The 25,919-nt window shown below is 72.2% G+C and carries 27 protein-coding genes; 19 read left to right on the top strand and 8 right to left on the bottom strand.

Annotation, left to right across the window (positions count from 1 at the left end):
- Window positions 1-65: 65 nt before the first annotated feature.
- On the top strand, window positions 66-1,025 hold the full coding sequence (locus ACKUU6_RS04715; protein ID WP_407987158.1) for a DUF2510 domain-containing protein: 960 nt from the start codon (window positions 66-68) through the stop codon (window positions 1,023-1,025).
- A 45-nt stretch (window positions 1,026-1,070) separates the two neighbouring features.
- Here the strand turns inward: ACKUU6_RS04715 and ACKUU6_RS04710 are convergent, their stop codons facing one another.
- Together ACKUU6_RS04710 and ACKUU6_RS04705 are read right to left on the bottom strand one after the other, a co-directional pair.
- The gene (locus tag ACKUU6_RS04710) at window positions 1,071-1,424 is read right to left on the bottom strand and encodes a hypothetical protein (RefSeq protein ID WP_407987157.1); all 354 of its coding nucleotides are present in this window, start codon (window positions 1,422-1,424) and stop codon (window positions 1,071-1,073) included.
- Window positions 1,425-1,497: 73 nt separating this feature from the next.
- Entirely contained in the window at window positions 1,498-2,709 is a 1,212-nt protein-coding gene (locus ACKUU6_RS04705) for an amino acid deaminase/aldolase (protein WP_407987156.1), read from the bottom strand.
- A 115-nt stretch (window positions 2,710-2,824) separates the two neighbouring features.
- Here ACKUU6_RS04705 and ACKUU6_RS04700 point away from each other — a divergent pair, with 115 nt between their 5' ends.
- Window positions 2,825-3,520, top strand: coding sequence for an SseB family protein (locus ACKUU6_RS04700; RefSeq protein WP_407987155.1), 696 nt, complete (start codon window positions 2,825-2,827; stop codon window positions 3,518-3,520).
- Between the two features lie 280 nt (window positions 3,521-3,800).
- Here ACKUU6_RS04700 and ACKUU6_RS04695 read toward each other — a convergent pair whose 3' ends face one another.
- Window positions 3,801-4,160 carry a DUF1844 domain-containing protein gene (locus ACKUU6_RS04695; RefSeq protein WP_407987154.1) on the bottom strand — a complete coding sequence of 120 codons (360 nt, stop codon included), beginning with the start codon at window positions 4,158-4,160 and terminating at the stop codon, window positions 3,801-3,803.
- 482 nt (window positions 4,161-4,642) lie between these two features.
- On the opposite strand from ACKUU6_RS04695, the gene infC reads away from it, so the two are divergent.
- The 8 genes from infC to ACKUU6_RS04655 all read left to right on the top strand — a co-directional run bounded on the left by infC (window position 4,643) and on the right by ACKUU6_RS04655 (window position 13,260).
- Window positions 4,643-5,404, top strand: coding sequence for a translation initiation factor IF-3 (gene infC, locus ACKUU6_RS04690; RefSeq protein WP_407992039.1), 762 nt, complete (start codon window positions 4,643-4,645; stop codon window positions 5,402-5,404).
- Window positions 5,405-5,517: 113 nt separating this feature from the next.
- Window positions 5,518-5,712 carry a 50S ribosomal protein L35 gene (gene rpmI, locus ACKUU6_RS04685; RefSeq protein WP_329486877.1) on the top strand — a complete coding sequence of 65 codons (195 nt, stop codon included), beginning with the start codon at window positions 5,518-5,520 and terminating at the stop codon, window positions 5,710-5,712.
- 104 nt (window positions 5,713-5,816) lie between these two features.
- Complete coding sequence (rplT, locus tag ACKUU6_RS04680) at window positions 5,817-6,203, top strand: 50S ribosomal protein L20 (RefSeq protein WP_184911856.1); 387 nt, start codon at window positions 5,817-5,819, stop codon at window positions 6,201-6,203.
- Window positions 6,204-6,340: 137 nt separating this feature from the next.
- Entirely contained in the window at window positions 6,341-7,207 is an 867-nt protein-coding gene (locus ACKUU6_RS04675) for a TrmH family RNA methyltransferase (RefSeq protein ID WP_407987153.1), read from the top strand.
- Between the two features lie 148 nt (window positions 7,208-7,355).
- Window positions 7,356-8,441 carry a sensor histidine kinase gene (locus ACKUU6_RS04670; RefSeq protein ID WP_407987152.1) on the top strand — a complete coding sequence of 362 codons (1,086 nt, stop codon included), beginning with the start codon at window positions 7,356-7,358 and terminating at the stop codon, window positions 8,439-8,441.
- A gap of 190 nt (window positions 8,442-8,631) precedes the next feature.
- On the top strand, window positions 8,632-9,753 hold the full coding sequence (gene pheS, locus ACKUU6_RS04665) for a phenylalanine--tRNA ligase subunit alpha (protein WP_407987151.1): 1,122 nt from the start codon (window positions 8,632-8,634) through the stop codon (window positions 9,751-9,753).
- Complete coding sequence (gene pheT / locus ACKUU6_RS04660) at window positions 9,753-12,266, top strand: phenylalanine--tRNA ligase subunit beta (RefSeq protein WP_407987150.1); 2,514 nt, start codon at window positions 9,753-9,755, stop codon at window positions 12,264-12,266. Before pheS ends, pheT begins: the two co-directional genes overlap by 1 nt.
- A 190-nt stretch (window positions 12,267-12,456) precedes the next feature.
- Window positions 12,457-13,260 (top strand): chitosanase, encoded by an 804-nt coding sequence (locus ACKUU6_RS04655; protein WP_407987149.1) that lies wholly within the window; start codon window positions 12,457-12,459, stop codon window positions 13,258-13,260.
- A gap of 322 nt (window positions 13,261-13,582) precedes the next feature.
- On the opposite strand, the gene ACKUU6_RS04650 is transcribed toward ACKUU6_RS04655, so the two are convergent.
- A complete protein-coding gene (locus tag ACKUU6_RS04650; protein ID WP_407987148.1) occupies window positions 13,583-14,218 on the bottom strand; it encodes an HNH endonuclease family protein in 636 nt (211 codons plus the stop codon).
- A 212-nt stretch (window positions 14,219-14,430) separates the two neighbouring features.
- Between ACKUU6_RS04650 and ACKUU6_RS04645 the strand changes: the two genes are divergently transcribed.
- Complete coding sequence (locus ACKUU6_RS04645; RefSeq protein WP_407987147.1) at window positions 14,431-14,613, top strand: antitoxin; 183 nt, start codon at window positions 14,431-14,433, stop codon at window positions 14,611-14,613.
- A 62-nt stretch (window positions 14,614-14,675) separates the two neighbouring features.
- Here the strand turns inward: ACKUU6_RS04645 and ACKUU6_RS04640 are convergent, their stop codons facing one another.
- On the bottom strand, window positions 14,676-15,545 hold the full coding sequence (locus ACKUU6_RS04640) for a 3-hydroxybutyryl-CoA dehydrogenase (RefSeq protein WP_407987146.1): 870 nt from the start codon (window positions 15,543-15,545) through the stop codon (window positions 14,676-14,678).
- A gap of 376 nt (window positions 15,546-15,921) precedes the next feature.
- Between ACKUU6_RS04640 and ACKUU6_RS04635 the strand changes: the two genes are divergently transcribed.
- The 3 genes from ACKUU6_RS04635 (at window position 15,922) to ACKUU6_RS04625 (ending at window position 18,754) form a co-directional block, all read left to right on the top strand.
- Complete coding sequence (locus ACKUU6_RS04635; RefSeq protein ID WP_407987145.1) at window positions 15,922-16,740, top strand: SDR family NAD(P)-dependent oxidoreductase; 819 nt, start codon at window positions 15,922-15,924, stop codon at window positions 16,738-16,740.
- 86 nt (window positions 16,741-16,826) lie between these two features.
- Window positions 16,827-17,858 (top strand): SPFH domain-containing protein, encoded by a 1,032-nt coding sequence (locus ACKUU6_RS04630; RefSeq protein ID WP_407987144.1) that lies wholly within the window; start codon window positions 16,827-16,829, stop codon window positions 17,856-17,858.
- Entirely contained in the window at window positions 17,855-18,754 is a 900-nt protein-coding gene (locus ACKUU6_RS04625) for a hypothetical protein (protein ID WP_407987143.1), read from the top strand. The genes ACKUU6_RS04630 and ACKUU6_RS04625 overlap by 4 nt, the downstream gene beginning before the upstream one ends.
- A 53-nt stretch (window positions 18,755-18,807) precedes the next feature.
- On the opposite strand, the gene ACKUU6_RS04620 is transcribed toward ACKUU6_RS04625, so the two are convergent.
- A complete protein-coding gene (locus tag ACKUU6_RS04620; RefSeq protein WP_407987142.1) occupies window positions 18,808-20,163 on the bottom strand; it encodes a helix-turn-helix domain-containing protein in 1,356 nt (451 codons plus the stop codon).
- A 139-nt stretch (window positions 20,164-20,302) separates the two neighbouring features.
- Here ACKUU6_RS04620 and ACKUU6_RS04615 point away from each other — a divergent pair, with 139 nt between their 5' ends.
- The gene (locus ACKUU6_RS04615; RefSeq protein ID WP_407987141.1) at window positions 20,303-21,607 is read left to right on the top strand and encodes a M64 family metallopeptidase; all 1,305 of its coding nucleotides are present in this window, start codon (window positions 20,303-20,305) and stop codon (window positions 21,605-21,607) included.
- Here ACKUU6_RS04615 and ACKUU6_RS04610 read toward each other — a convergent pair.
- The gene (locus ACKUU6_RS04610; RefSeq protein WP_407987140.1) at window positions 21,597-22,466 is read right to left on the bottom strand and encodes an arylamine N-acetyltransferase family protein; all 870 of its coding nucleotides are present in this window, start codon (window positions 22,464-22,466) and stop codon (window positions 21,597-21,599) included. The genes ACKUU6_RS04615 and ACKUU6_RS04610 overlap by 11 nt on opposite strands.
- Before the next feature lie 18 nt (window positions 22,467-22,484).
- Between ACKUU6_RS04610 and ACKUU6_RS04605 the strand changes: the two genes are divergently transcribed.
- On the top strand, window positions 22,485-22,637 hold the full coding sequence (locus ACKUU6_RS04605) for a hypothetical protein (RefSeq protein WP_407987139.1): 153 nt from the start codon (window positions 22,485-22,487) through the stop codon (window positions 22,635-22,637).
- A 35-nt stretch (window positions 22,638-22,672) separates the two neighbouring features.
- Window positions 22,673-23,242, top strand: a complete 570-nt coding sequence (locus ACKUU6_RS04600) for a chloramphenicol phosphotransferase CPT family protein (RefSeq protein ID WP_407987138.1) — start codon at window positions 22,673-22,675, stop codon at window positions 23,240-23,242.
- A 2-nt stretch (window positions 23,243-23,244) separates the two neighbouring features.
- Here the strand turns inward: ACKUU6_RS04600 and ACKUU6_RS04595 are convergent, their stop codons facing one another.
- Complete coding sequence (locus ACKUU6_RS04595) at window positions 23,245-23,757, bottom strand: GNAT family N-acetyltransferase (protein WP_407987137.1); 513 nt, start codon at window positions 23,755-23,757, stop codon at window positions 23,245-23,247.
- A 91-nt stretch (window positions 23,758-23,848) separates the two neighbouring features.
- Here ACKUU6_RS04595 and ACKUU6_RS04590 point away from each other — a divergent pair, with 91 nt between their 5' ends.
- Entirely contained in the window at window positions 23,849-24,748 is a 900-nt protein-coding gene (locus ACKUU6_RS04590) for an endonuclease/exonuclease/phosphatase family protein (protein WP_407992038.1), read from the top strand.
- 12 nt (window positions 24,749-24,760) lie between these two features.
- Complete coding sequence (locus ACKUU6_RS04585; protein ID WP_407987136.1) at window positions 24,761-25,918, top strand: methyltransferase; 1,158 nt, start codon at window positions 24,761-24,763, stop codon at window positions 25,916-25,918.
- Window position 25,919 lies beyond the last annotated feature (1 nt).

Here is a 25,919-nt window from a genome sequence, read left to right as displayed (position 1 = left end):
GAAAACGGCCGGAACAGGGGTCGAACTGATACCGCGTTTATCTTCCGGCGCTTAGATTCGGTGCCGTGAGCGAGCAGATTCCCGCCGGGTGGTACCCGGACCCGCAGGACACCAGCACCGACCCCCGGCCGCAGCGCTGGTGGGACGGCCAGGGCTGGACGGCCGGCACCCGGCCGGCCCCGGCCGACAGCCCCGAGGGGCCGAAGGTGCTGGAGGGCGAGGTGCTGGAGAACGGACCGACGGTCCGCTACCCGGAGCCGCCCCCGTTCGCAGCGGCCACCGCCCCGGTCCCGGTCCGTCGGAAGCCTGCCAAGCCGGTACTGGTGGCGGTCGCGGCGGCCGCCCTGGTGGGCCTGCTGGTCGGTTCCGGCGTCACCTACCTGGCGATGGACGGCAAGTCCGAGCGGCGGTCGGCGCATCAGATGCGCCCGGAGGCGAGGCCCGGTGGCGGTGACCGCGCCGAGGGTGACGGCGGCGCCTCGAAGGCGCCGGGGACCCCCGGCGGCAAGAGCCGGAACCCGGGTCTCGCGGTGGACGCGGTCAACCGCATCAGCCTGTCGATCCCGACCGGCTGGACCGGCGGCACCACCAAGGCGGGCTTCGCCGGCCTGACCATCGGCTCGTACGACTGTGCCTCCGGCAGCGGGGAGTGCTCGCTCGGCGGTGTGGCGACCGGCCAGCTCAAGGGGACCGACGCCAAGCAGGCCGCCGAGCAGGACATCACCACGGCGGCCGAGGAGTCGTACGGCAAGATCAAGTCGCACGAGCAGCTGAAGTCCGAGCCGATCGCGGTCGACGGCCGGGACGGCTACCTGATCCGCTGGAAGGTGGACGCGCCCGAGGGCAACGACGGCTACGTGGAGACCGTGGTCTTCCCGACCGCCGACGGCAAGGCGCTGGCCTCGGTGCACCTGGGCTTCGACATCGACGACAAGGCGCCCAAGCTGACCGAGATGGACCGGATCGTGGAGAGCGTCAAGGCCTTCACCGGCCGCCCCGGCGAGGGCGGCGGCACCGGCGCCTGACGGACCGGCAGACCGGCCCCCGCCCACCGGGCGGGGGCCGGTGCGTCAGTTGACCGATTCGATGGTGATGTTCTCGCCCTGGAACACCTTGCCGGTGAAGCTGCCGCCGCTGATGTGGTTGACCACCCGGGCGCCCTGCTGGGGCAGGTCGGCGGAGCCGAGCAGCAGCTCCCGCAGCTCGGCGGCGAACTCCGGGTTGGCCCGCAGCGTCCTTCGCAGCCAGGCGAGGGCCGCGACCTCGTCGCCGTCCGCGGTGGCCTCCTCCCGGACCACCTCCAGCTCGGCGGTGACCTCGTCCTCCCGGCCGCCCCGTCCGAGCAGCGCGGCCACCTGCCCGCGGACGGCCCGCCAGGCGTCCGTCGTCATTGCCTGAACCAGCGCGCCCGTCGCCGCAGCCATCAGCTCAGCGTCCATGAACCTGCCCCCAACCCTTGGTGATGGGCCATCAGCCTATTGAGGGGGCGGACGGTTGTCAGAGGAACGTCCGCCCCTCGCCCCGGTACGTCGGCACGGTGTCCACCACCGCGTCACCCTGGATCAGGTGCAGCGCCGCGAAGCGCTCGCAGAGCTCGCCCGCCTTGGCGTGCCGGAACCAGACCCGGTCGCCGATCCGCAGGTCGTCCGCCGCCGAGCCGAGCAGCGGGGTCTGCACCTCGCCCGCCCCCTCCTGCGGGTCGTACTTCAGACCGGGCGGCAGGTAGGGCACCGGTGAGCGGTCAGGACCGGCCGCGCCCGAGGCGGGGTAGCCGCCGCCGAGTACGGTGACCACGCCGAGCCCCGGCCTGCGGACCACCGGCTGGGCGAACAGCGCGGCCGGACGCCCTTGGAACGAACGGTAGTTGTCGAACAGCCGGGGCACATACAGACCCGACCCCGCCGCCACCTCGGTCACCGCGCGCTCCGCCACCGTGCTCTCCACGCTGCCGGTGCCGCCGCCGTTCACGAACTCCAGGTCGGCCACCTCGCGCAGCCGCCGCACCACGGCCGCCCGCCGTACGGCCAGCTCCCGGCGGGCCTTGGTCTGCATCACCTGGATCACCCGGGAGCGCACCGGCCGACCCGCGATCAGGTCGCCGACGCCCGCGATGTGCCCCTCGTACGCCATCAGCCCGACCACCCTGAACCCCGGCCGCTGCTGCACCAGTTCGGCGAACGCGCCGAGTGCCTCGGGGGTCCGCAGCGGCGCCCGGCGGGCCCCGACCCGGAGCCGGCCGCCGAGCAGTTGGAGCGAGGTGTCCAGCTCCAGGCAGACCCGGACCTCCTCGCTGCCGGTACGGGCCGCGTCGATCAGGTCGAGCTGCGCGGGGTCGTCCAGCAGCACCGTGACGGTGGCGGCCAGCTTGGGGTCGCCGGTCAGCTCGGCGTAGCCGGACCGGTCGGCCGACGGGTAGGCGAGCAGGATGTCCTCGAAGCCCTCCCGGGCCAGCCAGATCGACTCGGCCAGCGTGAAGCTCATCACCCCGGCGAAGCCGTCCATCGCCAACACCCGTTCCAGCAGCGCCCGGCAGCGCACGGACTTGCTGGCCACCCGGACCGGCTTCCCGTTCGCCCGGCGGGCCAGATCCGCGGCGTTGGCGTCGAAGGCGTCCAGGTCCACGACCGCCAGCGGCGCGTCGAGGTGCGCGGTGGCCCGGTCATAGCGGGCTCGGTCGGCGGCGAGGCCGGGAACGGCATGGTTGACCATGGCCGCAGACTGCCACACGCCCGTACCGATGGGTAGGGGTGTCAGCCCGCCGGCTCGGCCGGGGTGGGCGGTCCTGGCCGAGAACCGGCCGGTCCGGTTGGCATACGCTCACCCGGTGGACCAGAAGAACATCCCGAACCCCGGATTCGCCGACGACGACGGCACCGCCGATCCGCGCCTGAGCACCGCCCTGACCGCCTGGGCAGCCGACCGCGGCGCCGAGCCGGAGCTGCTGGCCGCGCTGACGGCCAGTCGGCTGATGGTCCCGATCGTGGCCCTGCTCGGTGAGGTGGAGACCGATGCCGCCGGGCTCAGGCACGAGAAGACCAGCGACATGGCCGTCCCGCTGATCGAGGCCGCGGACGGGCGCCGGGCGCTTCCCGCCTTCACCTCGCTGGAGAGCCTGGCCCGCTGGCGGGCCGACGCCCGGCCGGCGCCGGTGGCCGGGCCGCAGGCCGCGATGGTCGCGTACTCCGAGCGCGCCGACACCCTGCTGGTCGACCCCGCAGGTCCGGTCGCCTACCCGGTCGCCGGGGCCCGGCTGCGGGCACTCGCCGAGAACCGGCCGTACCTGCCGCCGGTCGAGGACCCCGAGGTGCGGGCCGCCGTCGCGGCGCTGGTCGCGGCCGAGCCGGCCGTGCTCCGCTCCGAGCTCCGTCCCGGCACCGAGACCGACGCCGTCCTCGCCATCGCCGTGGCGGAAGGGGCGCCGGTGCAGGAGCTCGCGCAACGGCTGGCAGGGGCTCTGGCGGCTGACCCCGTTCTCCGAGTGCGCCTCGACCGAGGGCTTGACCTGGCACTCCTGCGTTAGGGCCTGTCCGGCGGATCCTGCCGTGCGCCCGACGCCGGATCATCCCGTCTGGACGCACGCCCGAATCGCCCAAGTGCGTCCAGTACGAGGCCGACTCGGGCGCACGCCCAGACAGGCGCCCGACGCCGCGCTGATCCGGCAAGATCCGCCGGACAGGCCCTAGCCGCTCAGGGTCCAGGGGCTGGGGCGAACGGCGACGCCACGTGGCCGGCGGGTCACGAGGCGGCCGCCGCCCACGCGGCGGAGCCGCACCTCGGCAGGGCCCCGAGCCCCTGCCGACTCAGCTGTAGACAGGGCCCGTGAACTTCTCGCCCGGCCCCGAGCCCGGGGCGTCCGGGACGAGCGAGGCCTCGCGGAAGGCGAGCTGGAGCGAGCGCAGGCCGTCGCGGAGCGGGGCGGCGTGGAAGTTGCTGACCTCGGGGGCTCCGGCGGTGACCAGGCCGGCCAGCGCGGTGATCAGCTTGCGGGCCTCGTCGAGGTCCTTGTCCTTCTCGCCGCCCTCGGCGAGCCCGCACTTGACGGCGGCCGCGCTCATCAGGTGCACCGCCACGGTGGTGATCACCTCGACCGCCGGGACCTCGGCGATGTCACGGGTGAGGTCGTCGAAACCGATCTCGTCGTTGGAGGTGCTGTCGCTCACGGAGGGCTCACTTCTCAGGGGAAACGGGTACACCTGGGAGCGTACAGAGGAGCGGCGGGCCCTCCGGCCACCGGCTCGGAGGGGCGGAATACCACCCCGGGCGGAAACGCTGTATGCTTCGAGACTGACCGGCCAGGAGACCGCAAGGTAGCCCGGCCAGCAAGTGGAGGCTCCACTCACAGGAGGCCCGAGAGGGCAACCGCGAAAGTCTCCCACCCGATCGTCCTCGCGGTCGACGGGTCCGGTCCGCGACACCTGAGCCGCAAGGTTCCAGCGAGTCGCCGAGCAGCGTCCTTCGAGAGAAGGCGCCGTCCCCGGTTGTGTGGAGCCCCGCTTGTGTACCGAGCGGGGCTTTTTTCGTGTCGCGGTGCGTACGCCAGTGGGCAGCGCCGCACGAATGAAGCCCCGCCCAGTGGTCGAGTCCACTACGTGCGACCGCCTTCCGACGGCCGCATCGCAGAAGGTGCAACCTAGGAGGCCCCATCAGCACCGAGCCCCGCATCAACGACCGGATTCGCGTCCCCGAGGTGCGACTCGTCGGTCCCAGCGGCGAGCAGGTCGGCATCGTGCCGCTTGCCAAGGCGCTGGAGCTCGCGCAGGAGTACGACCTCGACCTGGTCGAGGTCGCGGCGACCGCCCGGCCGCCGGTGTGCAAGCTCATGGACTACGGCAAGTTCAAGTACGAGTCGGCCATGAAGGCCCGTGAGGCGCGCAAGAACCAGGCGCACACGGTCATCAAGGAGATGAAGCTCCGGCCGAAGATCGACCCGCACGACTATGACACCAAGAAGGGTCACGTCGTCCGGTTCCTCAAGCAGGGTGACAAGGTCAAGATCACGATCATGTTCCGCGGTCGTGAGCAGTCCCGCCCCGAGCTGGGCTTCCGACTGCTGCAGCGGCTGGCGAACGACGTCCAGGACTTGGGCTTCGTGGAGTCCTCGGCCAAGCAGGACGGCCGAAACATGATCATGGTTCTTGGCCCGCACAAGAAGAAGACCGAGGCGATGGCCGAGGCCCGTGCGATCGCCGACGCCCGCAAGGCGGAGCGTCAGGGTCGCACCGGTGGCCCGGACGACGCTCTGGACGACGCCGACGACGCCGCACTCGAGGCCGAGAACGCGGCGCTCGAGGCGGAGGCGGACGAGGACGACGACACCGATGAGGTGGACGTCGACGAGACCGCCGAGGTCGAGGCCGAGACCACCGAGGTCGAGAAGCCGGCCGAGACCACTCAGGACGCCTGAGCGGTCCGGTCAACGAGGTAGTGGGGCGTCCCGCCCCACCCACCAGATCCATCCAGTCCCCGCCCGCGCGGCAACGCGCGGGCGGGGGCGGACCGACGAGGAGATACGGCGACATGCCGAAGCAAAAGACCCACAGCGGCGCCAGCAAGCGCTTCAAGATCAGCGGCTCCGGCAAGGTGCTGCGCGAGCGTGCCGGCCGTCGCCACCTGCTCGAGCACAAGCCCTCGACGCTGACCCGCAAGCTGGCCGGCACCGTCGTCGTCGCCCCGGCCGACGCGAAGAAGATCAAGAAGCTTCTCGGCAAGTGATCGCCCCCCACGGCCCTGGCCGTGGGAATCCGCTGATCCTTCCCGACCCATTCGTTTAACGGACCGCGTGAAGTAGTCCGTGGTCCAACCCAAGGAGTAATGAAGTGGCACGCGTCAAGCGGGCAGTAAACGCCCACAAGAAGCGCCGGGTCATCCTCGAGCGGGCCAGCGGTTACCGCGGCCAGCGGTCGCGCCTGTACCGCAAGGCCAAGGAGCAGGTCACCCACTCGCTCGTCTACAACTACAACGACCGCAAGAAGCGCAAGGGTGACTTCCGCCAGCTCTGGATCCAGCGCATCAACGCTGCGGCCCGTGCCAACGGCATCACCTACAACCGCTTCGTGCAGGGTCTGAAGATCGCGAACGTCGAGATCGACCGCAAGATGCTGGCCGAGCTCGCCGTCAACGACCCGGGCGCGTTCGCCACGCTCGTCGAGGTCGCCCAGAAGGCGCTGCCCGAGGACGTCAACGCCCCGCGCGTCGCCGCCTGAGCCTGATCCTTCCGAGGACCGGCAGCACAGCTGACCCACCCAGACCCGCAGGTTCGCCTGCGGGTCTGCGTGCTTTCGCCGTTCTTGACACACCGTCACCGCGACACACCGTCACCGCGTCACCCAGAGACGAGACCATGCAGAGCACCGAACCCCCCCTGCTCACCTCCCTGCGCTCCCCCCGCGTGATCGCCGCCCGCAAGCTGGCAAAGCGCAACCACCGGAGCAAGGAGCGGCGCTTCCTGGCCGAGGGCCCGCAGGCGGTGCGCGAGGCGGTCGCGTACGGGCGGCTGGCGGGCTCGGGGGAGCACGCGGTGGTGGAGGTCTACCTCACCCAGGAGGCGGCCGGGCGGCACGCCGACATCGTGGACGCGGCGCTGGCCGAGGGCCTGCCGGTGCTGACCGCGACGGACGAGGTGATCGGGGAGATCTGCGACACCGTCACCCCGCAGGGCATCGTGGCGCTCTGCCGGTTCCTGGACACCCCCTTCGAGGAGGTGCTCGCGATGGAGCCGCAGCTGGTCGCCGTGCTGGCGCACGTGCGCGACCCCGGCAACGCGGGCACGGTGCTGCGCACCGCCGACGCGGCCGGGGCGGACGCGGTGATCCTCACCGACGCCTCGGTGGACCCGTACAACCCGAAGGCGGTCCGGGCCTCGGTGGGCAGCCTGTTCCACCTGCCGTTCGCGGTCGGGGTGCCGGTCGAGGAGGCGGTGGCGCGGCTGCGGGAGGCCGGCGTCCGGGTGCTGGCCGCCGACGGCGCGGGCGACCGTGACCTGGACCAGGAGCTGGACGAGGGGACACTCGGCGCGCCCGGCGCCTGGGTCTTCGGCAACGAGGCCTGGGGCCTGCCGGAGGAGACCCGCGCACTCGCGGACGAGGTGGTGCGCGTGCCCATCCACGGGCACGCGGAGAGCCTCAACCTCGCCACGGCCGCCGCCGTGTGCCTCTACGCCTCCGCGCGCGCCCAGCGGTCTGCCGGAGGGTGTCGCGCGAAGGGGTAGGAGCGCTAGGGTCGGACAGTGGGGGCACGTGCACGGTGGGTAAGGCCCTCCGGCGGTCGGTGAGTGGGTGAAGAGTGGCGTCGAGGTGCGTGTACCGGCGTCGCGACGCCGCTCGCCGAGCGCCGGAGGGACTGAGGGGAGGGCACCCATGGCCGGTGACGGCGCCGAACTTGACCTGGACGACCTGCCGGACGGGCTGGTGGTCGCCGACGCGTCCGGTGCGGTGGTGCGTTTCAACCGGGCCGCCGCCCGGCTGACCGGCGTCCGGCCGGAGGCGGTGCTCGGCGTGCCGCTGGAGCAGGCGCTCCCGCTGGAGGACCTGGACGGCCGCCGCTGGTGGCCGCTGACCGACCCGTACGGCGGGCTGCCGATCCGGACCGGGCAGCCGGAACGGAACCTCTTACTGCCCGGCAGTCGTGAGGTGCTGGTCTCCGCCCGATACGTCCGGGAGGGGCCGCGCGGTCCGGTCCGGCAGGTGGTGGTCGCGCTGCGCGGCACCGAGGCCCGTCGCAGGACCGAACGCAGCCACGCCGAGCTGATCGCCACCGTCGCGCACGAGCTGCGGTCGCCGCTGACCAGCGTGAAGGGCTTCACCAAGACGCTGCTGGCGAAGTGGGAGCGCTTCACCGACGGTCAGAAGCGGGTGATGCTGGAGACCGTGGACGCGGACGCCGACCGGGTCACCCGGCTGATCGCCGAGCTGCTGGACATCTCCCGGATCGACGCCGGGCGGCTGGAGCTGCACAAGCAGGTGGTAGACCTGCCCGCCGCGGTCCGGCGGCACGTCGAGGGCAAGCTCGCGTCGGGCATCGCGACCGACCGTTTCGACATCCGGATCGAGCAGCCGCTCACCCAGCTCTGGGCCGATCCGGACAAGCTCGACCAGGTGCTGGCCAACCTGCTGGAAAATGCCGTGCGGCACGGTGAGGGAACTGTCACGATCGAGGTCGCGCCCACCAAGGAAGTGGTGGAGAGCGCCGGTCGAGAACGAGTCCTGGAAGGCACGGCGGTGACGGTGAGCGACGAGGGCAGCGGGATTCCGGAGGAGTCCATGCCGCGCGTCTTCACCCGCTTCTGGCGCGGCTCCAAGCGCGGCGGCACCGGCCTCGGCCTCTACATCGTCAAGGGCATCGTGGAGGCCCACGGCGGCACCATCCGGATCAGCCGGGCGCCCTCGGGCGGTGCCTGCTTCCGATTTATCCTGCCCGCCGGAGTGCCCGACTTCATGCTGTAGAGGTCCAGGCCCGGCGGGCGGTTCGCAGGCTGCGACTACACTCGACCTTTGCGTTGTGTGACGCCCTGCGCGGCTGTGCCGCGGACACCCTCCTGATCACCTCGGGACCGGCTGCCCGTGCCCCGGCCACGCAGTGCGTGGCGCACGGGCGAGGCACCCCTTCACGAGCAGGAGCACGGGAAAGATAGAGATGTCGGCACCCAATAAGTCCTACGACCCGGTCGAGGTCGAGGCACTCAAGCCCGAAGAGGTCGAGCGCGCCCGGGACGAGGCCCTCGCGGCCTTCGCCGCGGCCGGCACCCTCGATGAGCTCAAGCAGGCCAAGGTCGCGCACACCGGCGACCGCTCGGCCCTGTCGCTCGCCAACCGCGAGATCGGCGCGCTGCCCCCGCAGGCCAAGGCGGCGGCCGGCAAGCTGATCGGCCAGGCCCGTGGCGCGGTCAACCAGGCGCTGGCGAAGCGTCAGGTCGAGCTGGAGGCGGAGCGCGACGCCCGCGTGCTGGTCGAGGAGGCGGTGGACGTCACACTGCCGTACGACCGCACCCCGCGCGGCGCCCGGCACCCGCTCACCACGCTGGCCGAGCGGATCGAGGACACCTTCGTCGCGATGGGCTACGAGGTCGCCTCGGGCCCCGAGGTCGAGGCCGAGTGGCTCAACTTCGACGCGCTCAACCTGCACGAGGACCACCCGGCCCGGTCGATGCAGGACACCTTCTTCGTGCAGGCCCCGGACGGCTCGGCCGACTCCGGTGTGGTGCTGCGCACCCAGACCTCGCCGGTGCAGATCCGCACCATGCTCGACCGCGAGCCGCCGCTGTACGCGGTGAGCCCCGGCCGGGTGTACCGGACCGACGAGCTGGACGCGACCCACACCCCGGTGTTCCGCCAGGTCGAGGCCATCGCGGTGGACGAGGGCATCACCTTCGCCGACCTCAAGGGCACCATCGAGCTGCTGGTCGAGAAGCTGATCGGCGGCGGCCTGGAGCTGCGCTGGCGGCCCTCGTACTTCCCGTTCACCGAGCCCAGCGCCGAGATCGACCTGCAGTGCTTCGTCTGCCGGGGCGAGAGCGTCGGCAACCCGGACCGCCCCTGCCGGACCTGCTCCTCCGAGGGCTGGATCGAGCTCGGCGGCTGCGGCGTGGTCAACCCGCGCGTGCTGGTCGCCTGCGGGGTGGACCCGCAGCGCTACAGCGGCTTCGCGTTCGGCCTCGGCCTGGAACGCATTCTGATGAACCGCCACAACGTCGCCGACATGCGCGACATGGTCGAGGGTGACGTCCGCTTCACCCTCCCGTTCGGGATGGAGATCTGATGCGCGTCCCGCTTTCCTGGCTGCGCGAGTACGTCGACCTTCCGGCGGGTGAGAGCGGCCGCGACGTCGCCGCCCGCCTGGTCCGCGCCGGTCTCGAGGTGGAGACCGTCGAGCAGCTCGGCGCCGACCTCAAGGGCCCGCTGGTGGTCGGTCAGGTGCTCTCGATCGAGGAGCTGTCCGGCTTCAAGAAGCCGATCCGGCACTGCTTCGTCAACGTCGGCGACGCCAACGGCACCGGCGAACCGCAGGAGATCGTCTGCGGCGCCACCAACTTCGCCGTCGGCGACAAGGTCGTGGTGGTGCTCCCCGGCGCCGTCCTCCCCGGCCCGTTCCCGATCGCCGCCCGGCAGACCTACGGCCACACCTCGGCCGGCATGATCTGCTCGGCCCGCGAGCTGGGCATGGGTGACGACCACAACGGCATCATCGTGCTCCCGCCGGAGTACGAGCCCGGCACCGACGCGATCGAGCTGCTCCAGTTGGTCGACGAGGTGCTGGACATCGCCGTCACCCCCGACCGCGGCTACTGCCTCTCGATGCGCGGCGTGGCCCGGGAGGCCGCCGCCGCGTACGGGCTGCCGCTGGCCGACCCGGCGCTGCTCGACGTGCCGCCGGCCAACAGCTACGGCTACCTGGTCAAGGTGGCCGACCCGGCCGGCTGCGACCGTTTCGTGGCCCGGACGGTGACCGGCGTCGACCCGGCCGCGCAGTCGCCGATCTGGCTCCAGCGCCGGTTGCAGAAGTCGGGCATCCGCCCGATCTCGCTGACCGTCGACATCACCAACTACGTGATGCTGGAGGTCGGTCAGCCGCTGCACGCGTACGACCGCAGCCGGGTGGACGGGCCGATCCAGGTCCGCCGCGCCAACGAGGGCGAGACCCTCACTACGCTGGACGGCACCGTGCGCAAGCTGTCCACCGAGGACCTGCTGATCTGCGACAACTCCGGCCCGATCGGGCTCGCGGGTGTCATGGGCGGCGCCTCGACCGAGATCACCGACCCGGTGACCGATCCGGAGACCGGTGTCACCACCGGCTCGACCGAGATCATCATCGAGGCGGCGCACTTCGAGCCGGTCACCATCGCCCGTACGGCGAAGCGGCACAAGCTGCCCTCCGAGGCGTCCAAGCGCTTCGAGCGCGGCGTCGACCCGGAGGCCGCCCGGGCCGCCGCGCAGCGTGCGGTGGACCTGCTGGTCCTGATCGCCGGCGGCACCGCCGAGGCGGGCGTCACCGACATCGCCGCGCCGCACCCGGTGCGCACCATCGCCATCGACGCGGACCTGCCGGACCGGGTCGCGGGCACCGAGTACGGCCGAGAGACCGTCACCCGGCGCCTGCAGGAGATCGGTGCCACCGTCGCGGGCGCCGACATCCTCGAGGTCACCCCGCCGAGCTGGCGGCCCGACCTGACCGACCCGTACGACCTCGCGGAGGAGGTCATCCGGCTGGAGGGCTACGACAACGTCCCGGCGAGGATGCCGATGGTGCCGCCGGGCCGTGGTCTGACCGAGGCCCAGCGCTTCCACCGCAGGACCGGCGTGGCGCTCGCCGCGGCGGGCTTCGTCGAGGTGAACAACTACCCGTTCATCGGTGAGGCCGCGCTGGACGCGCTCGGCCTGGACGCCGCCGACACCCGTCGACGGACCGTCAAGCTGGTCAACCCGCTGAACGACGAGGAGCCCTCGCTCCGCACCTCGCTGCTGCCGGGCCTGCTCGGCGCGCTGCGGCGGAACGTCGGCCGGGGCAACACCGATCTGGCGATCTTCGAGATGGGCACGGTCTTCCTGCCCAAGGCGGAGCTGTCGGTGGCTCCGCGCCTGCCGGTCGACCGCCGTCCGAGCGCCGAGCAGCTGGCCGAGCTGGACGCGGCCCTGCCGCACCAGCCGCGCCGGGTCGCCGTCGCGCTGGCCGGCGAGCGGCTGCCGTCCGGCTGGTGGGGCAAGGGCGCCGCGGCCTCCTGGGCGGACGCCGTCGAGGCGGCCCGCACGGTGGCCCGCGCCGCCGGGGTCGAGCTGACGGTCCGCCAGGCGCAGTACGCGCCGTGGCACCCGGGCCGGTGCGCCGAGCTCTCGGTGGCCGGCATCGTGGTCGGCCACGCCGGTGAGCTGCACCCGCGGGTCATCAAGGCGCTGCACCTGCCGGAGCGCACCTGCGCGATGGAGCTCGACCTGGACCTGCTGGGCGCCGACCTGTCCGGCCGGGTCTCCGGCCCGCCGGTCTCCGGCTACCCGGTGGCCACCCAGGACGTGGCGCTGATCGTCGACACCGCCGTCCCCGCCGTAGAGGTGGAGACCGCGCTGCGCGACGGGGCGGGTGAACTGCTGGAGTCGCTCCGGCTGTTCGACGTCTTCACCGGCGAGCAGGCGGGCGAGGGCAAGAAGTCGCTGGCGTACACGCTGCGGTTCCGCGCCCTCGACCGGACGCTGACGGCGGACGAGGCCACGGCCGCCCGCGAGTCGGCGGTGGCGGCCGCCGCAGCCCGTACGGGTGCGGTGCTGCGCGGCGCCTGACGGTCGTTCTTGCAGGTCAGCAGGGCCCTGTCCCCGGTTCGCCGGGGGCGGGGCCCTGCTGCTGTTGCGGGCTCAACTACGGGATTTTGGTGCAAGTTGTGGTCGGGCTCTTGCGGCGTGGGCGGTCGGCACGCTTCAATCTCTGTCAGTTAGGAAAGTTTCCTAATCCCCCCGGCTTACGGAGCGCCCCATGCACGCGCTGAACCGTCGTACCGCCATCACCGGCCTGCTGGCCGCCACCGTCTCGCTGACCCTGCTCGGCGGCACCTCGCAGGCCGCCGCCGTCGGGCTCGACGACTCCGCGAAGAAGGAGATCGCGATGAAGCTGGTCTCCAGCGCGGAGAACTCCTCGCTGGACTGGAAGGCGCAGTACAAGTACATCGAGGACATCGGCGACGGCCGCGGCTACACCGCCGGCATCATCGGCTTCTGTTCCGGCACCGGCGACATGCTCGACCTGGTCGAGTACTACACCCAGGTCAAGCCCGGCAATGTCCTGGCCAAGTACCTGCCCGCGCTGCGCAAGGTGAACGGCACCGAGTCGCACAGCGGCCTCGGCTCCGCCTTCGAGCGCGACTGGGCCACCGCGGCCAAGGACACCGCCTTCCAGCAGGCCCAGAACCACGAGCGCGACCGGGTCTACTTCGACCCGGCCGTCAGCCGCGGCAAGTCCGACGGCCTGCGCGCGCTGGGCCAGTTCATGTACTACGACGCCATCGTGATGCACGGCAACGGCGGCGACTCCACCAGCTTCGGTTCGATCCGCAAGCGCGCCCTCGCCAAGGCCAAGACCCCCGCCCAGGGCGGCGACGAGACCACCTACCTGAACGCCTTCCTGGATGCTCGGAAGTGGGCCATGCAGCAGGAGGAGGCCCACAGCGACACCAGCAGGGTGGACACCGCTCAGCGGGTCTTCCTGAAGGCCAAGAACTTCGACCTCAACCCGCCGCTCAAGTGGAAGGTCTACGGGGACAGCTACAGCATCAACAGCTGATAGGAATGGGCCTTCCACAATTCCTGTCGCGACGAAGGGAATTCACCGAAGGCTTTCCAGTCATGTGCCCCATATGTGAAGTCAACCCCGCCGCCGGTCCGGACGGCCGGTGTGCGAACTGCCCGTCGGTACGGCTCGACTCGTACCGAGCGCCGGGATGGCCGGCCCTCGCGGCCTCGGCCCTGCTCGGGTCGGTGATCCTGCTCGACCTGGTGGACGCGGCCGTCTCGTGGGCGGCCCGGCGGTGCCTGTGGGGGCACTGCAGGGCTGACGAGCGCGGGGGTACGGGTTTGAGGGAACCCGTGCCCCCGCCTCGCCGCTGTCAGCAGCCGTTGAGGACCGAGGTCAGGGCGGACTTCTCGGCGGTGTCCACGGTGAGGTGGTAGTAGTACTTCACCTGCACCCAGGCGCGCACGTAGGTGCACTGGTAGGCGGCCCGCGGCAGCCACGTGGACGGGTCCTGGTCGCTCTTGGTCTGGTTGCTGTTGTCGGTCACCGCGATGAGCTGGGGACGGGTCAGGTCGTTGGCGAAGGCCTGGCGCTGGGCGGTGGTCCAGGCCCAGGCGCCGGAGCGCCAGGCCTCGGCGAGCGGGACCATGTGGTCGATGTCGATGTCGCTGGAGGCGGTCTCGGTGATGTCGTCGTACGGGCTGTACCAGGAGCCCGAGACGGCGGCGCAGGAGGAGTCGACGACCACGTTGACGCCGTCCCGCTTGAGTACCGTCTCGCGGGTGTTGCAGGTGCCGGAGACGGTCGTCCAGTGCGGGAAGAGGGTGCGGTCGTAGGTCGAGGCGTGCGAGTCGGCGGCGACGGTCAGCGCGGCCAGGTAGGTCCGGGCGGTGGCGGCGGAGACCGGCGTCGGCAGGGCGGCCTGGGCGGGGGCGGCGAGGCCGACCAGGGCAGCTGCGGCCAGTACGGCGGCACCGGCCGCAGCGGCGGCGCGACGAACTCGGGACATGGCGAACTCCATTACTCGACGGGGGAGTTGGACCACCCGAGCAGCTCGGGTGGATGCGCCCCGCCATCATGGAGGGCCCCTGGTTTACGCGGGTAGACCCGGGAGGTAAATTTTCTGGCCGGGAGTCTTCACCGGAACCGCCTGCGGATGCGGTCGGCCGGGGTAGCGGTGATCCTTGGAGGGACCGATCGCCGCACAGGAAGGACCGAGCCGTGTTCGAAAAGCTGAAGAGCATGATCAAGGGCCATGAGGACACCGTGCGCACGGGAGTCGACAAGGCCGGGGACAAGGTCGACGACAGGACCGGCGGCAAGTACAGCGGCCACGTCGACACCGCCCAGCAGAAGCTCAACGAACAGCTCGGCACCCAGGAGCCGCCCAACCAGCAGCCGTAGCGCACAGACGGCAGGGCCCCGTACCGGTCGCGGTACGGGGCCCTGCCGTCTGTGCGCGGGTGTCAGGCGCTCGCGGTGTAGTCGTAGAAGCCGCGGCCGGACTTGCGGCCGAGCAGGCGGGCGTCGACCATCCGGGAGAGCAGCGGGGGAGCGGCGTAGAGCTGCTCCTTGTACTCGTGGTACATGCTGTCCGCGATGGACAGGATGGTGTCCAGGCCGATCAGGTCGCAGAGGCGCAGCGGCCCCATCGGGTGGGCGCAGCCGGCCTCCATGCCCTTGTCGATGTCGGCGGCGGTGGCGACGCCCGACTCGAACATCCGGACCGCCGAGAGCAGGTACGGCACCAGCAGGGCGTTGACCACGAAACCGGCCCGGTCGCGGGCCCGGATCGGCTCCTTGCCCAGCACCTGGACGGCGAAGTTCTCGGTCCTGGCGGTGGTCTCGGCGGAGGTGGTGAGGGTCGGGATGACCTCGACCAGGCGCTGGACCGGGGCCGGGTTGAAGAAGTGCAGGCCGATCACCTGCTCCGGACGGGAGGTGGCGGCGGCCAGCTTCACGATCGGGATGGAGGAGGTGTTCGAGGCCAGGATGGCGTCCCGGCGCTCGATCACCTGGTCCAGGGTCTGGAAGATCTTGTTCTTGATCTCCTCCTGCTCCGCCACCGCCTCGACCACCAGGTCGCGGTCGGCGAAGTCGCCCAGGTCGGTGGTGAAGGCGATCCGGGAGAGGGTCTCGGCGCGCTGCTCCTCCGTCAGCTTCCCGCGCTGGACGGCGGTGGCGAGCGAGTTGCCGAGCCGGGTCCGGCCGAGCTCCAGGGCCTCCCCACTGGCCTCCGAGACCAGCACATCCAGGCCCGAGCGGGCGAAGACCTCAGCGATGCCCGACCCCATGAGGCCGCAGCCGACTACTCCGACGCGCGCGATGTCACTCACTCAGTTGCCCTCTTCACGGTGGAGCTGGGGGTGCCCAGCATGCGTTACGACGGGGCGCGCCGGTGTCGTGGCCGTACGTGCCGCCCGGACGACGGTACTACCCGGCTACCGGCGAGTTCATCTCCGGTCCGGGATGTGATCTTCGTCGGGCGGTACGGGGCGACTGCGTCGGCAGGTCCGGGGCGGATGCGTCGGGCGGTACGGGGCGACTGCGTCGGCAGGTCCGGGGCGGATGCGTCGGGCGGTACGGGGTGGCCGCTGAGCCGATCGGATGACAGGTGGCCCGGTCGGCCCCGGTGGTCCGCTCCGGGCGGCCGGCGGGACCGAAGAATCGGGACCGGACAACACGGAGCAGGCGAGGAGGGAGCAGGTACGCATGCCTACGGGATCACTCGCAGGGCAGGTCGCGCTGGTCACCGGGGCGGGCCGCGGGATCGGGCGGGAGATCGCCATCGGGCTGGCCGCCGAGGGGATGGCGGTGGGGCTGGTCGGCCGCAACCACGCGACGCTGGTGGACACCCTCCGGCAGTGCGTGCGGCACGGCGCGCGCGGGGTCGCGGTGTCGGCGGACGTGACCAGGCCGGGTGCGGTGCGGGAGGCGGTCCGGGCGGTCCAGCGGGATCTCGGGCCGGTCGACCTGCTGGTCAACAACGCGGGTCAGGTGGACCGGGAGGAGGTGCCGGTCTGGGAGACCGATCCGAACCAGTGGTGGCAGGTGGTGGAGACCAACCTGCGCGGCCCGTACAACCTGCTGCGCAGCGTGCTGCCGGGGATGGTCGAGCGCGGCGGGGGCAGGGTGGTGAACCTCAACTCCGGGTTCGCGCTGCGGCCGGACGGCCGGTACACCGCGTACGCCACCTCCAAGGGGGCGCTGCTCCAGCTCTCCGACAACATCGCCGACTCGCTGGCCGCGCACCACGTGGTGGTGCTCGACATCAGCCCGGGGGCGGTGCAGACCGAGATGACGGCCGGCATGCCGATGTTCCGGGACATGAAGGCGTGGGGCAGCATCCCGTACATGGTGGCGGTCACCGTGGACGCGGCGCGGGGGCGGTTCGACGCGCTGCACGGCCGGTTCATCCACGCGGGGCGGGACAACCTGGAGGAGCTGGTGGACCGGGCCGAGCAGATCCGCGAGTCCGATGCCAGGACGCTGCGGCTGCGCCCCTACGGCGAGGACGACCCGATGGACTAAGTCCGCCTTTCTCGTCCTATTGACGATAACGGAGGGGAGCCATTATCGTCAGGGGGACGATTAAGGCTGTTCCAGAGGGGGACCCCATGGCCGACATCACCAGGCGCTTCGGCTTCCGGCATCTGCGGGCCGCGCCGACCTCGCACGTACGGCACCTGAGCGGGGGGAAGCTCGCGCACGACGGGACCGGGCTGGCGTTCTGGTTCCGGCCGCGTACCGCAGCGATCTCCGAAGTGCCCGCCGACGACCGCGAATTGGCGATGCTGTTCCACGCCAGGACGGCCGACTTCCAGGACCTCACCGTGCAGGCCACCGTGACCTACCGGATCGTGGACGCCTCGGTGGCCGCGACCCGGGTGGACTTCGGTATCGACCCCGACACCGGACGCTGGCGGGCCGAACCGCTCGACCAGCTCGGCACCCTGCTGACGGACATCGCCCAGCAGTACGCGCTGGAACTGATCGCCCGCACCTCGCTCGCCGAGGCACTGGCCGACGGAATCACCGCACTCCGGCACCGGATCGGTGAGGGTCTGGCCGACGAGCGGCGGCTCTCCGAGACCGGGCTCTCGGTGGTGGCGGTCCGGATCACGGCGCTGCGGCCGGAGGCGGAGATGGAGCGCGCGCTGCGCACCCCGACCCGCGAGCAGGTCCAGCAGGACGCCGACCGGGCCACCTATGAGCGGCGTGCCGTGGCGGTCGAGCGGGAGCGCGCGATCGCCGAGAACGAGCTCGCCAGCCAGATCGAACTGGCCCGCCGCGAGGAGCAGTTGGTCGAGCAGCAGGGCGCGAACGCCCGCCGGCTGGCCGAGCAGAACGCGGCCGCCGACGGCATCAGGGCCGAGGCCGAGGCGGTCCGCCGTACCCGGCTCGCCGCCGCCGAGGCGGAGGCCGCCCGGATCCTGGCCGCTGCCCAGGCCGACTCCGACCGGGATCTGGGCGCGGCGAAGGCCGAGGCGGAGGGCGCCTGGCTGGCGGCGCACCAACAGGCCGGTCCGGAGGTGCTGCGGGCGCTCGCGCTCATCAGGCTGGCCGAGCACCTGCCGAACATCGACAGCATCACGCTCACCCCCGACGTGCTGACCGGCCTGCTGACCAGGCTCGGCGCGGACCGGTGAGCCTGGCACCCCGGGTGGTGCTGGTGCACCGCCGCAGCGAGTACGAGGAGTTGCTCGCCCGGCACGGCTCGCGCGGTCAGGCGTCCTTCTTCACCGGCTCGCGCGGCCGCTCGCTCGCGGAGGTGGAGGAGCGCCACCACCGTTCGCTGGCCGCGCTCGCCGAGGTGGCGGGTGCGGTGCCGCTGGACTGGCGGCGCAGCCGGGTGGAGCGCGCCGACCTGGACCGCTTCCTGTTCACCCCCGAGGACCTGGTGGTCGTGGTCGGCCAGGACGGCCTGGTGGCCAACGCGGCCAAGTACCTCACCGGCCAGCCGGTGATCGGCATCGACACCGAGCCGGGACGCAACCCCGGCGTCCTGGTCAGGCACCGGCCCGAGCAGGCGGGTCGCCTGCTGCGGGCCGCCGTCGGACCGAGCGGGGAGCGGGAGTTGGAGGAGCGCACGATGGTGGAGGCGGTTGCCGACGACACCCAGCGGCTGCTCGCGCTGAACGAGATCTACCTCGGTCAGAGCGGCCACCAGACCTCCCGCTACCGGCTCGCCGCCGGGGACGGCCCCGAGGAGGCGCAGGCGTCCTCGGGCGTGCTGGTCGGCACGGGTACGGGGGCGACCGGCTGGTGCCGCTCGGCCGCGCTGGAGCGGCGCAGCGCGCTGCCGCTGCCCGGGCCGACCGCGCCCGCGGTGGCCTGGTTCGTCCGGGAGGCCTGGCCCTCGCCCGCCACCGGCACCTCGCAGGTGGAGGGGGTGCTGTCGCTCGGCGAGGGGCTGACCCTGACCGTGGAGTCGGACCGGCTGATCGCCTTCGGGGACGGGGTGGAGTCGGACGCGCTGCAGCTGAGTTGGGGCCAGACCGTCCGGGTGGGGGTGGCGGAGCAGCGGCTGCGGCTGTTCGCCTGACGGCGGTCTGCCGTGAGGGGGAGGCCGCTCACGTTGTGCCGGACCGTCGTGCGCTACTCGGGGAAACCGGTGGGGGGTTGGGCGGGGCCGGGCCCGAGGGTCGTGGTGCCGGGGGCGGCGCGGTGGCCGAGGCCGGTGCGGTAGACGTCGAGGGCCAGGGCGGTCCGGCCGGTGCGACGGTACAGGTCGCCGAGCAGGCGGCAGAGGTCGGCCAGATCGCCTGCCGCTCCGGTCTGTTCGAGCAGGGAGAGCGCGCGGACGTAGTGCTCCTCGGCGTCCTCGGAGGTGCCGTGCTCCTCGGCGATCAGGCCGAGCAGACGGTGCGCCCCGGCGGCGTGCACGGCCCCACGGTGCGGGCCGAGCCGGTCGAGCAGGGCGTGCAGCAGACGGCCGGCCTCCTGGTGGCGTCCCCGGCGGCGGAGCACGTCGGCGAGTTCAACGTCCACCTGGTGGGTGAAGAGTTCGGCCTGCTGGACGGCGAGCATCTCGCGGGCGGTGCGCAGTTCGTGCTCGGCCTGCTCCAACTGGCCCGCCTGGGAGTGCACGTAGCCGCGCATCCAGTGGCACTTGGCCAGATCGGAGCTGAGCCGGAGGCGCTGGTAGAGCTGCTGGGCGCGGGCCAGCGAGGCGTCCGCCTCGGTGATCCGCCCGGCGGCGATCAGGGTGCGGGCGACGCTGCGGTGCAGGCCCGCGACCAGCGCAGGGTCGGTGGCGGTGGGGGCCAGCGCGAGGGCCAGTTCGGCGGCCTGGGCGGCGCGGGTGTGCGCGCCCATGTCCATGTACGGGCCGATCACGGCGGCGTAGAGCAGCAGCAGGGCGTCCGGGTCGGGTAGTCCGGCGGCGTTCAGCTGGTCGATCGCGGTCTCCAGCAGGTAGCAGGAGTAACGGAGTTCGCCGGAGAGCAGGTACGCCACGGCGCGGCCCCGGACGGCGGCGGCACGCTGCGGCAGCGGCTGGTCGGCGAGCAGGAGTTCGGCGGCCTCGAAGTGCTCCCTGGCCTGCTCCAGCCGCCCGCTCTCGAGGGCGCACTCGCCGAGCCCGAGCAGAGCGGCGGGGCGGACGGCGGTGACCTCCTCGCGTTCGGCCCGCTCCAGCACGGCGGCGAACCCCTCACCCGCCGGTCCCGGCTGTCCGGCCGCGAGCAGGGCCTGTGCCTCGGTCAGGGCCAGCCGCAGTTCGGTGGCCAGCTGGGCCGGGCGGCCGGTGGAGAGCTCGTCCGGGGTGACGCCGAGCCGCTCGGCGAGGTAGCGCAGGGCGGTCTCGGAGGGGCGGACCTTGCCCGCCTCCAGGGTGGAGACGTACGCGGCGGTGTACCCGTCGCCGGCCAGCGCGCGCTGGGTCAATCCGCGTTCCCGGCGCAGCTGTTGCAACCGCTGTCCGATCGCGGCGGCGTCGGTCCGCACCGTCATGCCCACGTCCTCCCAGGTCGTCCGCCGGTGGTGGCTGCCAGCGGCGTCCGACCCATTGTCGGGGCCCCGGTGGGTGCCCTACATTAACTCACCACTTAAGTCTGATTAATCGTCAACTTATCTCCCGAGGGGGACCCTCGTGCATCGCAGCAGAACCAGCACCCTCGCCTTGGCCGGCGCCCTCGCCCTGGCCGCGCTCGGCAGCACGCCCGTCGCGGCGGCCCCCGCCCCGGTGACCCGGCCCGGGTACCAGGTCGAGAGCTTCGCGGAGGACGGCACCATCTCCCGCGCCGAGGCCCCGGCGGCCTCCCCGTTCACCGCCGCACCCGCGTTCTCGGCGGCGGCGGGAGTGGCCGCGGACGGCACCGTGACCCCGATCGTGCAGAGCGGTCCCACCGCCGCCAAGCTCGACATCGTGATGATCGGCGACGGCTACACCGCCGACCAGCAGGCGAAGTTCCGTACCGACGCCGCCACCAAGTGGCAGGAGATCTCGGCCGTCGAGCCGTACAAGTCGTACCGGGGACTCTTCAACGTCTGGGCGGTGGAAGCCGTTTCGGCCCAGTCCGGGGTGAGCGGCGACCCGGACAAGGCCACCGTGCGGCAGACCGCGCTCGGCTCGTACTTCTGGTGCGACGATGTCGAGCGACTGCTCTGCGTGGACACCGACGCGGTGGAGCGGTACGCGGCCAAGGCCCCGCAGGCCGATCTCGTGGTCGTGGTGGCCAACAGCACCAAGTACGGCGGCGCGGGTTACAACGACGTGGTCTCGCCGCTCGGTTACTCGGGGATCGCCACGGTGGCGGGCGGCAACGCCCAGTCCGGACAGATAGCCGTGCACGAGACCGGGCACTCGCTCGGCAAGCTCGCCGACGAGTACTTCTACCAGGGCCAGGGCACCTACCAGGGCAAGGAGCCCAACGAGTCCAACATCACCAAGCAGACGGCGGACCAGCTGCGACGCAGCCGCACCAAGTGGTACCGCTGGCTCGGCCAGACCTCGCCGGACGGCGGCGCCGTCGGCGCCTACCTGGGGGGTGGCTACTATCCGGAGGGGCTGTACCGGCCGACCGACAACTCGATCATGCGGTCGCTCGGCCGGGAGTTCAACCTTCCCGGCCGAGAGGCGATGATCGCCGGGTTCTACCGCTACGCCAACACCCTGGCCAGCGCCACTCCCACCTCGGCCCGGCTCAGCCCCGTCGACCGGCTCAGCATCGAACTGCCGGTGGCGGGAACGCAGTTGCGCTGGTACCTGGACGGCCGTGAACTGACCGGTCTGCGCGATCGCAGCGCGCTCGCCCTCACCGAACTCAAGCTGACCGGTCCCAAGGGCCGCTCGCACCGGCTCACCGCCGTGGCCACCGACCCCACCACGGCCGTCCGCGATCCCGAACTGCGGGCAAGCCTCACCGACTCGCTCAGCTGGGAGGTCACCCGCTGATCGTCCTGGCCGCGACCGCCTGCTCCGCGACCCACCCCAGGTGGGCGGAGTGCACCTTGCGCCACAGGCGGTCGCGGTCGGCCCGGCCCAGCTCGGGGAGGGTGAGACCGAAGACGTCCGCGAGAGCGGCGAACCAGTCGGCGGGCTCCAGGAGTTCGGTCTCCGTACGACCGGCCGAGCCGGTGCGGGCCAGCACCAGGCCGCGCAGCGTGTCCGTCCCCCCGGCGTCCCGGCGCAGCGCGCAGGACGGGCCTGCGAAGGGGGAGTCGGGGGAAGTCGAGAGCCACGTGTGCCGCTCTACGAAGTCCGCCTGCGTGGCGGGTTCCTGCCGGAAGTCCATGCCGGGGAACGAGCCGCGCGGGTCGTGGCTGAAACGCCAGCCGCCCGGCGCGACCACCGAGGGCCCCAGCCCGAAGGTGAACGGTCCCTGCCGGTACGTCCCCTCGCCCAGCGGCAGCGGCTCGTGCAACGCATCCCCGAGCCCGGTGTCCGCGAACCAGCGCCTGCCCTCACACTCCACCGTAAGCGCCAGATGGTTGGCGTCCGCCCCGGCCGGCCTGGCCGGGTCGGCCTGGACCCCGCCGACGTGCCACGTCACCCGGTATCCGAGCGCGGTCAGCAGCGCGGCGAACGCCCCGTTGAGGTGGAAGCAGTACCCGCCCCGCCCGGCCAGGATCCGCCGCACCGAGTCAGCCGGCTCGATCGTGGTCGGCCGGCCGAGCTGAATCTCCAGGGTCTCGTACGGCACCCGCTCGACGTGCGCCCGGTGCAGCACGAACAACCCCTCCACCGTCGGCCGCCCAGGCCGGGCCACGCCCAGCCGCCGCAGGTACAGATCGACCACCGAGTCAGTCAGCATCCCTGCACACTAACCCGTATGACCATCAGCCGATCCATGCTCCCTGAGGTCCCACCCGGGCTCGAGAACCTGTACGCCGAACTGGCCTCCCCACCCCGGCTGGTGGCCCACCTGTGGCTGGTGCACGACGTGCCTCACGCGGTGGTCGGTGACGTCGGCCGAAGGGGGTAGGCGAAGGTGGCCGTCTGCCGGGTACGGTCGGTGTCATGACCATGGATCAAGGCCCGGTGGGGCGGATCATCTTCCTGAACGGGACCTCCAGCTCCGGCAAGTCGAGTCTCGCGGCCGCCCTGCTGCGCGTGCTCGAACCGCTGCACTTCCATCTCGCGGTGGACGCGTTCAACGCGATGTCCGGCAGCAAGGAGCTACCGCCCGACGAGCTCGAGCTCGCGCTGAGGCGGATGCGCGGCGGATTCCACCGGGCGATAGCCGGGATGGCCGCAGCGGGGAACCACCTCGTGGTCGACCACGTGCTGAGCGAACCGTGGCGGTTGCGGGACTGTCTGGAGGTGCTCGCCCCGTACGAGGTGGTGCTGGTCGGCGTCCGCTGTCCGTTGCCCGAACTGGAGCGCCGCGAGCTGGCAAGGGGCGACCGTCCGGCTGGGCTGGCGGCGGCCCAGTACGAGCGGGTGCACGCGCACGGCGTGTACGACTTCGAGGTCGACACCGGCGCGTACGGCGTCGAGGAGTGCGCGGCGCAGATCGTCGCCCACCTGGCGACCGGGGCCGCGCCGACGGCCTTCAGGACCTTGCGGGCGGCGTTGGCCACCGGGTGACGTCACGTCAGCTCGTCGGCCAGCAGGTCCATCAGCAGGCCGTCGTGCCAGGTGCCGTCGCTACCGCGTTCGTACGCCCGCATCACACCGACCGGGCGGAAGCCGACCTTGGTGTAGCAGCGGATCGCGGCGGTGTTGTCGGCGGCCGGATCGATCACCAGGCGGTGGAAGCCGAGGGTGGTGGTGAGGTGCCTGGCCAGGACGCGGACGGCGACGGTGCCGAGGCCCTGACCATGGACGGCGGGGTCGAGGAAGATGTCGATGCCTGCGTGCCGGTAGTCCGGGTCGTTCTCCGCGTACCACTGGACGGCGCCGACCACCCGGCCCGCGTGCTCGATCGCGAACACCTCGGTCCCGGGGTCGGCCAGGTCCTCGGCCACCTCGGCGGCCAGGTCGGCCGTGCCGCGCCAGCGGGCGAACACCTCCGGGGTGGCCCGGATCGCGGCCAGCGGGGCGACGTCCTGGACGGTTGCGGGGCGCAGCGTGACGGCGGTTCCGTGCAGCGTGGTCGACATGGACCGGAGGTTACCCGCCCTGCCCGGAACCGGCCCGGCCGTTCCTGACCTCCTGTCAGTCGTGGACACGGGAGCCTGGCGACGGGGACGGTTGGTGGCCGGAACGGCCCTGCTGGTGGCGGTGCTGCTGTGGCCAGGGATGGTACCCAACCGGTCGGGGCGGATGGGCAGCCTGCTGGAGACCTTCCTGCCCTGGCTCGGGCTCGCGCTGCCGGTCCTGCTGGTGCTCGCGCTGCTCCGCCGGTCCGCCACGGCGGGGCTGGCAGTGGCGGTCGCGGCGGTGGTCTGGGCGGCGCTGTTCCTCCCGCCGGCCGAGGCCGGCGGCAGCGGCGGGCTGACGGTGGTTCAGCACAACGTGGACGACGCCAACCCCGACCCGACCGGCACCGCCCGGACGCTCGCCGACAGCGGCGCCGATCTGATCGCGCTGGAGGAGCTGCTCCCGGAGCGGCTCGCCGACTACCAGGCCGTGCTCGGCGCGGGCCACCCCTACCGCGCGGTCGAGGGCACCGTCGGCCTCTGGTCCAGGTACCCGCTTACCGACGTCCGGCCGGTCGACCTCAGGCCCCGTACTCTCACCGCCGACTGGCGCCGGGCCCTGCGGGCGACCCTGCACACCGCGCAGGGCGAGACGGCGGTCTACGTGGTCCACCTCCCTTCCGTCCGGCTCGGCCCCGGAGGCTACGGCACCGACCGCCGGGACGAGAGCGCCCGGCTGCTGGCCGCCGCGCTCGCGGCCGAACCGCTGCCCCGGCTGATCGTCCTCGGCGACTTCAACGGAACCCTGGACGACCGGGGCCTGGCCCCGCTCACCGACCTGCTCGGCGAAGGTGGGCGCCGGGAGCTCAGTTGGCCGCGGAGCTTCCCGCTGGCCAGGATCGACCACGTACTCACCCGGAGCGCGAAGGTGTCCGACGGCTGGACGCTGCCACCCACACCCAGCGACCACCTGCCGGTGGCGGCGCGGATCGACCCGGGCCGGCTCGGATAGCCTGGGCGCACGATGGAAAGTTTCACGACGTCATGGGGCGAGTTCGAGCTGAGCCGCTTCCCCGAGGACCCGCGCGACCGCCTCCGGGCCTGGGACGCCGCCGACGAGTACCTGCTCCGGCAGCTGCACGGGACCGACGGAGCGCCGCCGGTCGACCTGAGCGGGCGGGTGGTGGTGCTCGGCGACCGCTGGGGCGCGCTGGTCACCGCGCTGGCCGCGCACCGGCCGACCCAGATCTCCGACTCCTGGCTCGGCCGCCGGGCCACCGCCGAGAACCTGGCTCGCAACGGCGTAGAGCCGGGGACGGTCGAGCTGCTCACCACCCAGGATCCGCCGCCGGAGCGGATCGACGTGCTGGTGGTGCGGGTGCCGAAGAGCCTGGCGCTGCTGGAGGACCAGCTGCACCGGCTGGCCCCCGCCGTGCACGCGGGCACGGTGGTGATCGGGGCCGGCATGGTGACCGAGATCCACACCTCCACACTGCACCTGTTCGAGCGGATCCTCGGCCCGACCAGGACCTCACTGGCCGTCAGGAAGGCCCGGCTGATCCACTGCACGCCCGACCCGGCGCTGCCCAGGACCGCCAACCCCTGGCCCGTCAGCTATACCCTCCCGGACGGCGTCGGCCCGGTCTCCGGACGGACCGTCACCAACCACGCGGGCATCTTCTGCGCCGAACGCCTCGACATCGGCACCCGCTTCCTGCTCACCCACCTCCCGGCGACGACCGGGCCGAAGCGGATCGCCGACCTCGGCTGCGGCAACGGCGTGGTGGGCACCGCCGCCGCGCTGGCCAACCCGGAGGCCGAACTGCTCTTCGTGGACGAGTCGCACCAGGCGGTGGCCTCGGCCGAGGCCACCTTCCGGAGCGCGCTCGGGCCGGCCGCGAAGGCCGAGTTCGTGGTCGGCGACGCACTGGCGGGCGCCGAGCCCGGCTCGCTCGACGTGGTGCTCAACAACCCGCCGTTCCACACCCACCAGGCCACCACCGACGCCACCGCCTGGCGGATGTTCACCACGGCGAAGAGCGCGCTGCGCCCCGGCGGCGAGCTCTGGGTGATCGGCAACCGGCACCTCGGCTACCACGTCAAGCTGCGCCGCCTGTTCGGCAACTCGCAGGTGGTCAGCAGCGACCCGAAGTTCGTCCTGCTCCGGGCCGTCAGGAACTGAC

Origin of the sequence: Kitasatospora sp. CMC57, from assembly GCF_045866025.2 — a bacterium.
GTDB lineage: Bacteria > Actinomycetota > Actinomycetes > Streptomycetales > Streptomycetaceae > Kitasatospora.
This window is presented reverse-complemented; position numbering and strand designations above follow the sequence as displayed.

Bases quoted from the DNA above. Each gene is read 5' to 3' on its own strand.
- ACKUU6_RS04605 (WP_407987139.1), top strand. From the start codon at position 22,485: ATGACCATCAGCCGATCCATGCTCCCTGAGGTCCCACCCGGGCTCGAG.
- ACKUU6_RS04710 (WP_407987157.1), bottom strand. From the start codon at position 1,424: ATGGCTGCGGCGACGGGCGCGCTGGTTCAGGCAATGACGACGGACGCC.
- ACKUU6_RS04585 (WP_407987136.1), top strand. From the start codon at position 24,761: ATGGAAAGTTTCACGACGTCATGGGGCGAGTTCGAGCTGAGCCGCTTC.
- ACKUU6_RS04655 (WP_407987149.1), top strand. From the start codon at position 12,457: ATGCACGCGCTGAACCGTCGTACCGCCATCACCGGCCTGCTGGCCGCC.
- pheT (WP_407987150.1), top strand. From the start codon at position 9,753: ATGCGCGTCCCGCTTTCCTGGCTGCGCGAGTACGTCGACCTTCCGGCG.
- ACKUU6_RS04670 (WP_407987152.1), top strand. From the start codon at position 7,356: ATGGCCGGTGACGGCGCCGAACTTGACCTGGACGACCTGCCGGACGGG.
- ACKUU6_RS04600 (WP_407987138.1), top strand. From the start codon at position 22,673: ATGACCATGGATCAAGGCCCGGTGGGGCGGATCATCTTCCTGAACGGG.
- ACKUU6_RS04595 (WP_407987137.1), bottom strand. From the start codon at position 23,757: ATGTCGACCACGCTGCACGGAACCGCCGTCACGCTGCGCCCCGCAACC.
- ACKUU6_RS04675 (WP_407987153.1), top strand. From the start codon at position 6,341: ATGCAGAGCACCGAACCCCCCCTGCTCACCTCCCTGCGCTCCCCCCGC.
- ACKUU6_RS04635 (WP_407987145.1), top strand. From the start codon at position 15,922: ATGCCTACGGGATCACTCGCAGGGCAGGTCGCGCTGGTCACCGGGGCG.
- ACKUU6_RS04610 (WP_407987140.1), bottom strand. From the start codon at position 22,466: ATGCTGACTGACTCGGTGGTCGATCTGTACCTGCGGCGGCTGGGCGTG.
- ACKUU6_RS04705 (WP_407987156.1), bottom strand. From the start codon at position 2,709: ATGGTCAACCATGCCGTTCCCGGCCTCGCCGCCGACCGAGCCCGCTAT.
- pheS (WP_407987151.1), top strand. From the start codon at position 8,632: ATGTCGGCACCCAATAAGTCCTACGACCCGGTCGAGGTCGAGGCACTC.
- ACKUU6_RS04650 (WP_407987148.1), bottom strand. From the start codon at position 14,218: ATGTCCCGAGTTCGTCGCGCCGCCGCTGCGGCCGGTGCCGCCGTACTG.
- ACKUU6_RS04630 (WP_407987144.1), top strand. From the start codon at position 16,827: ATGGCCGACATCACCAGGCGCTTCGGCTTCCGGCATCTGCGGGCCGCG.
- rpmI (WP_329486877.1), top strand. From the start codon at position 5,518: ATGCCGAAGCAAAAGACCCACAGCGGCGCCAGCAAGCGCTTCAAGATC.
- ACKUU6_RS04620 (WP_407987142.1), bottom strand. From the start codon at position 20,163: ATGACGGTGCGGACCGACGCCGCCGCGATCGGACAGCGGTTGCAACAG.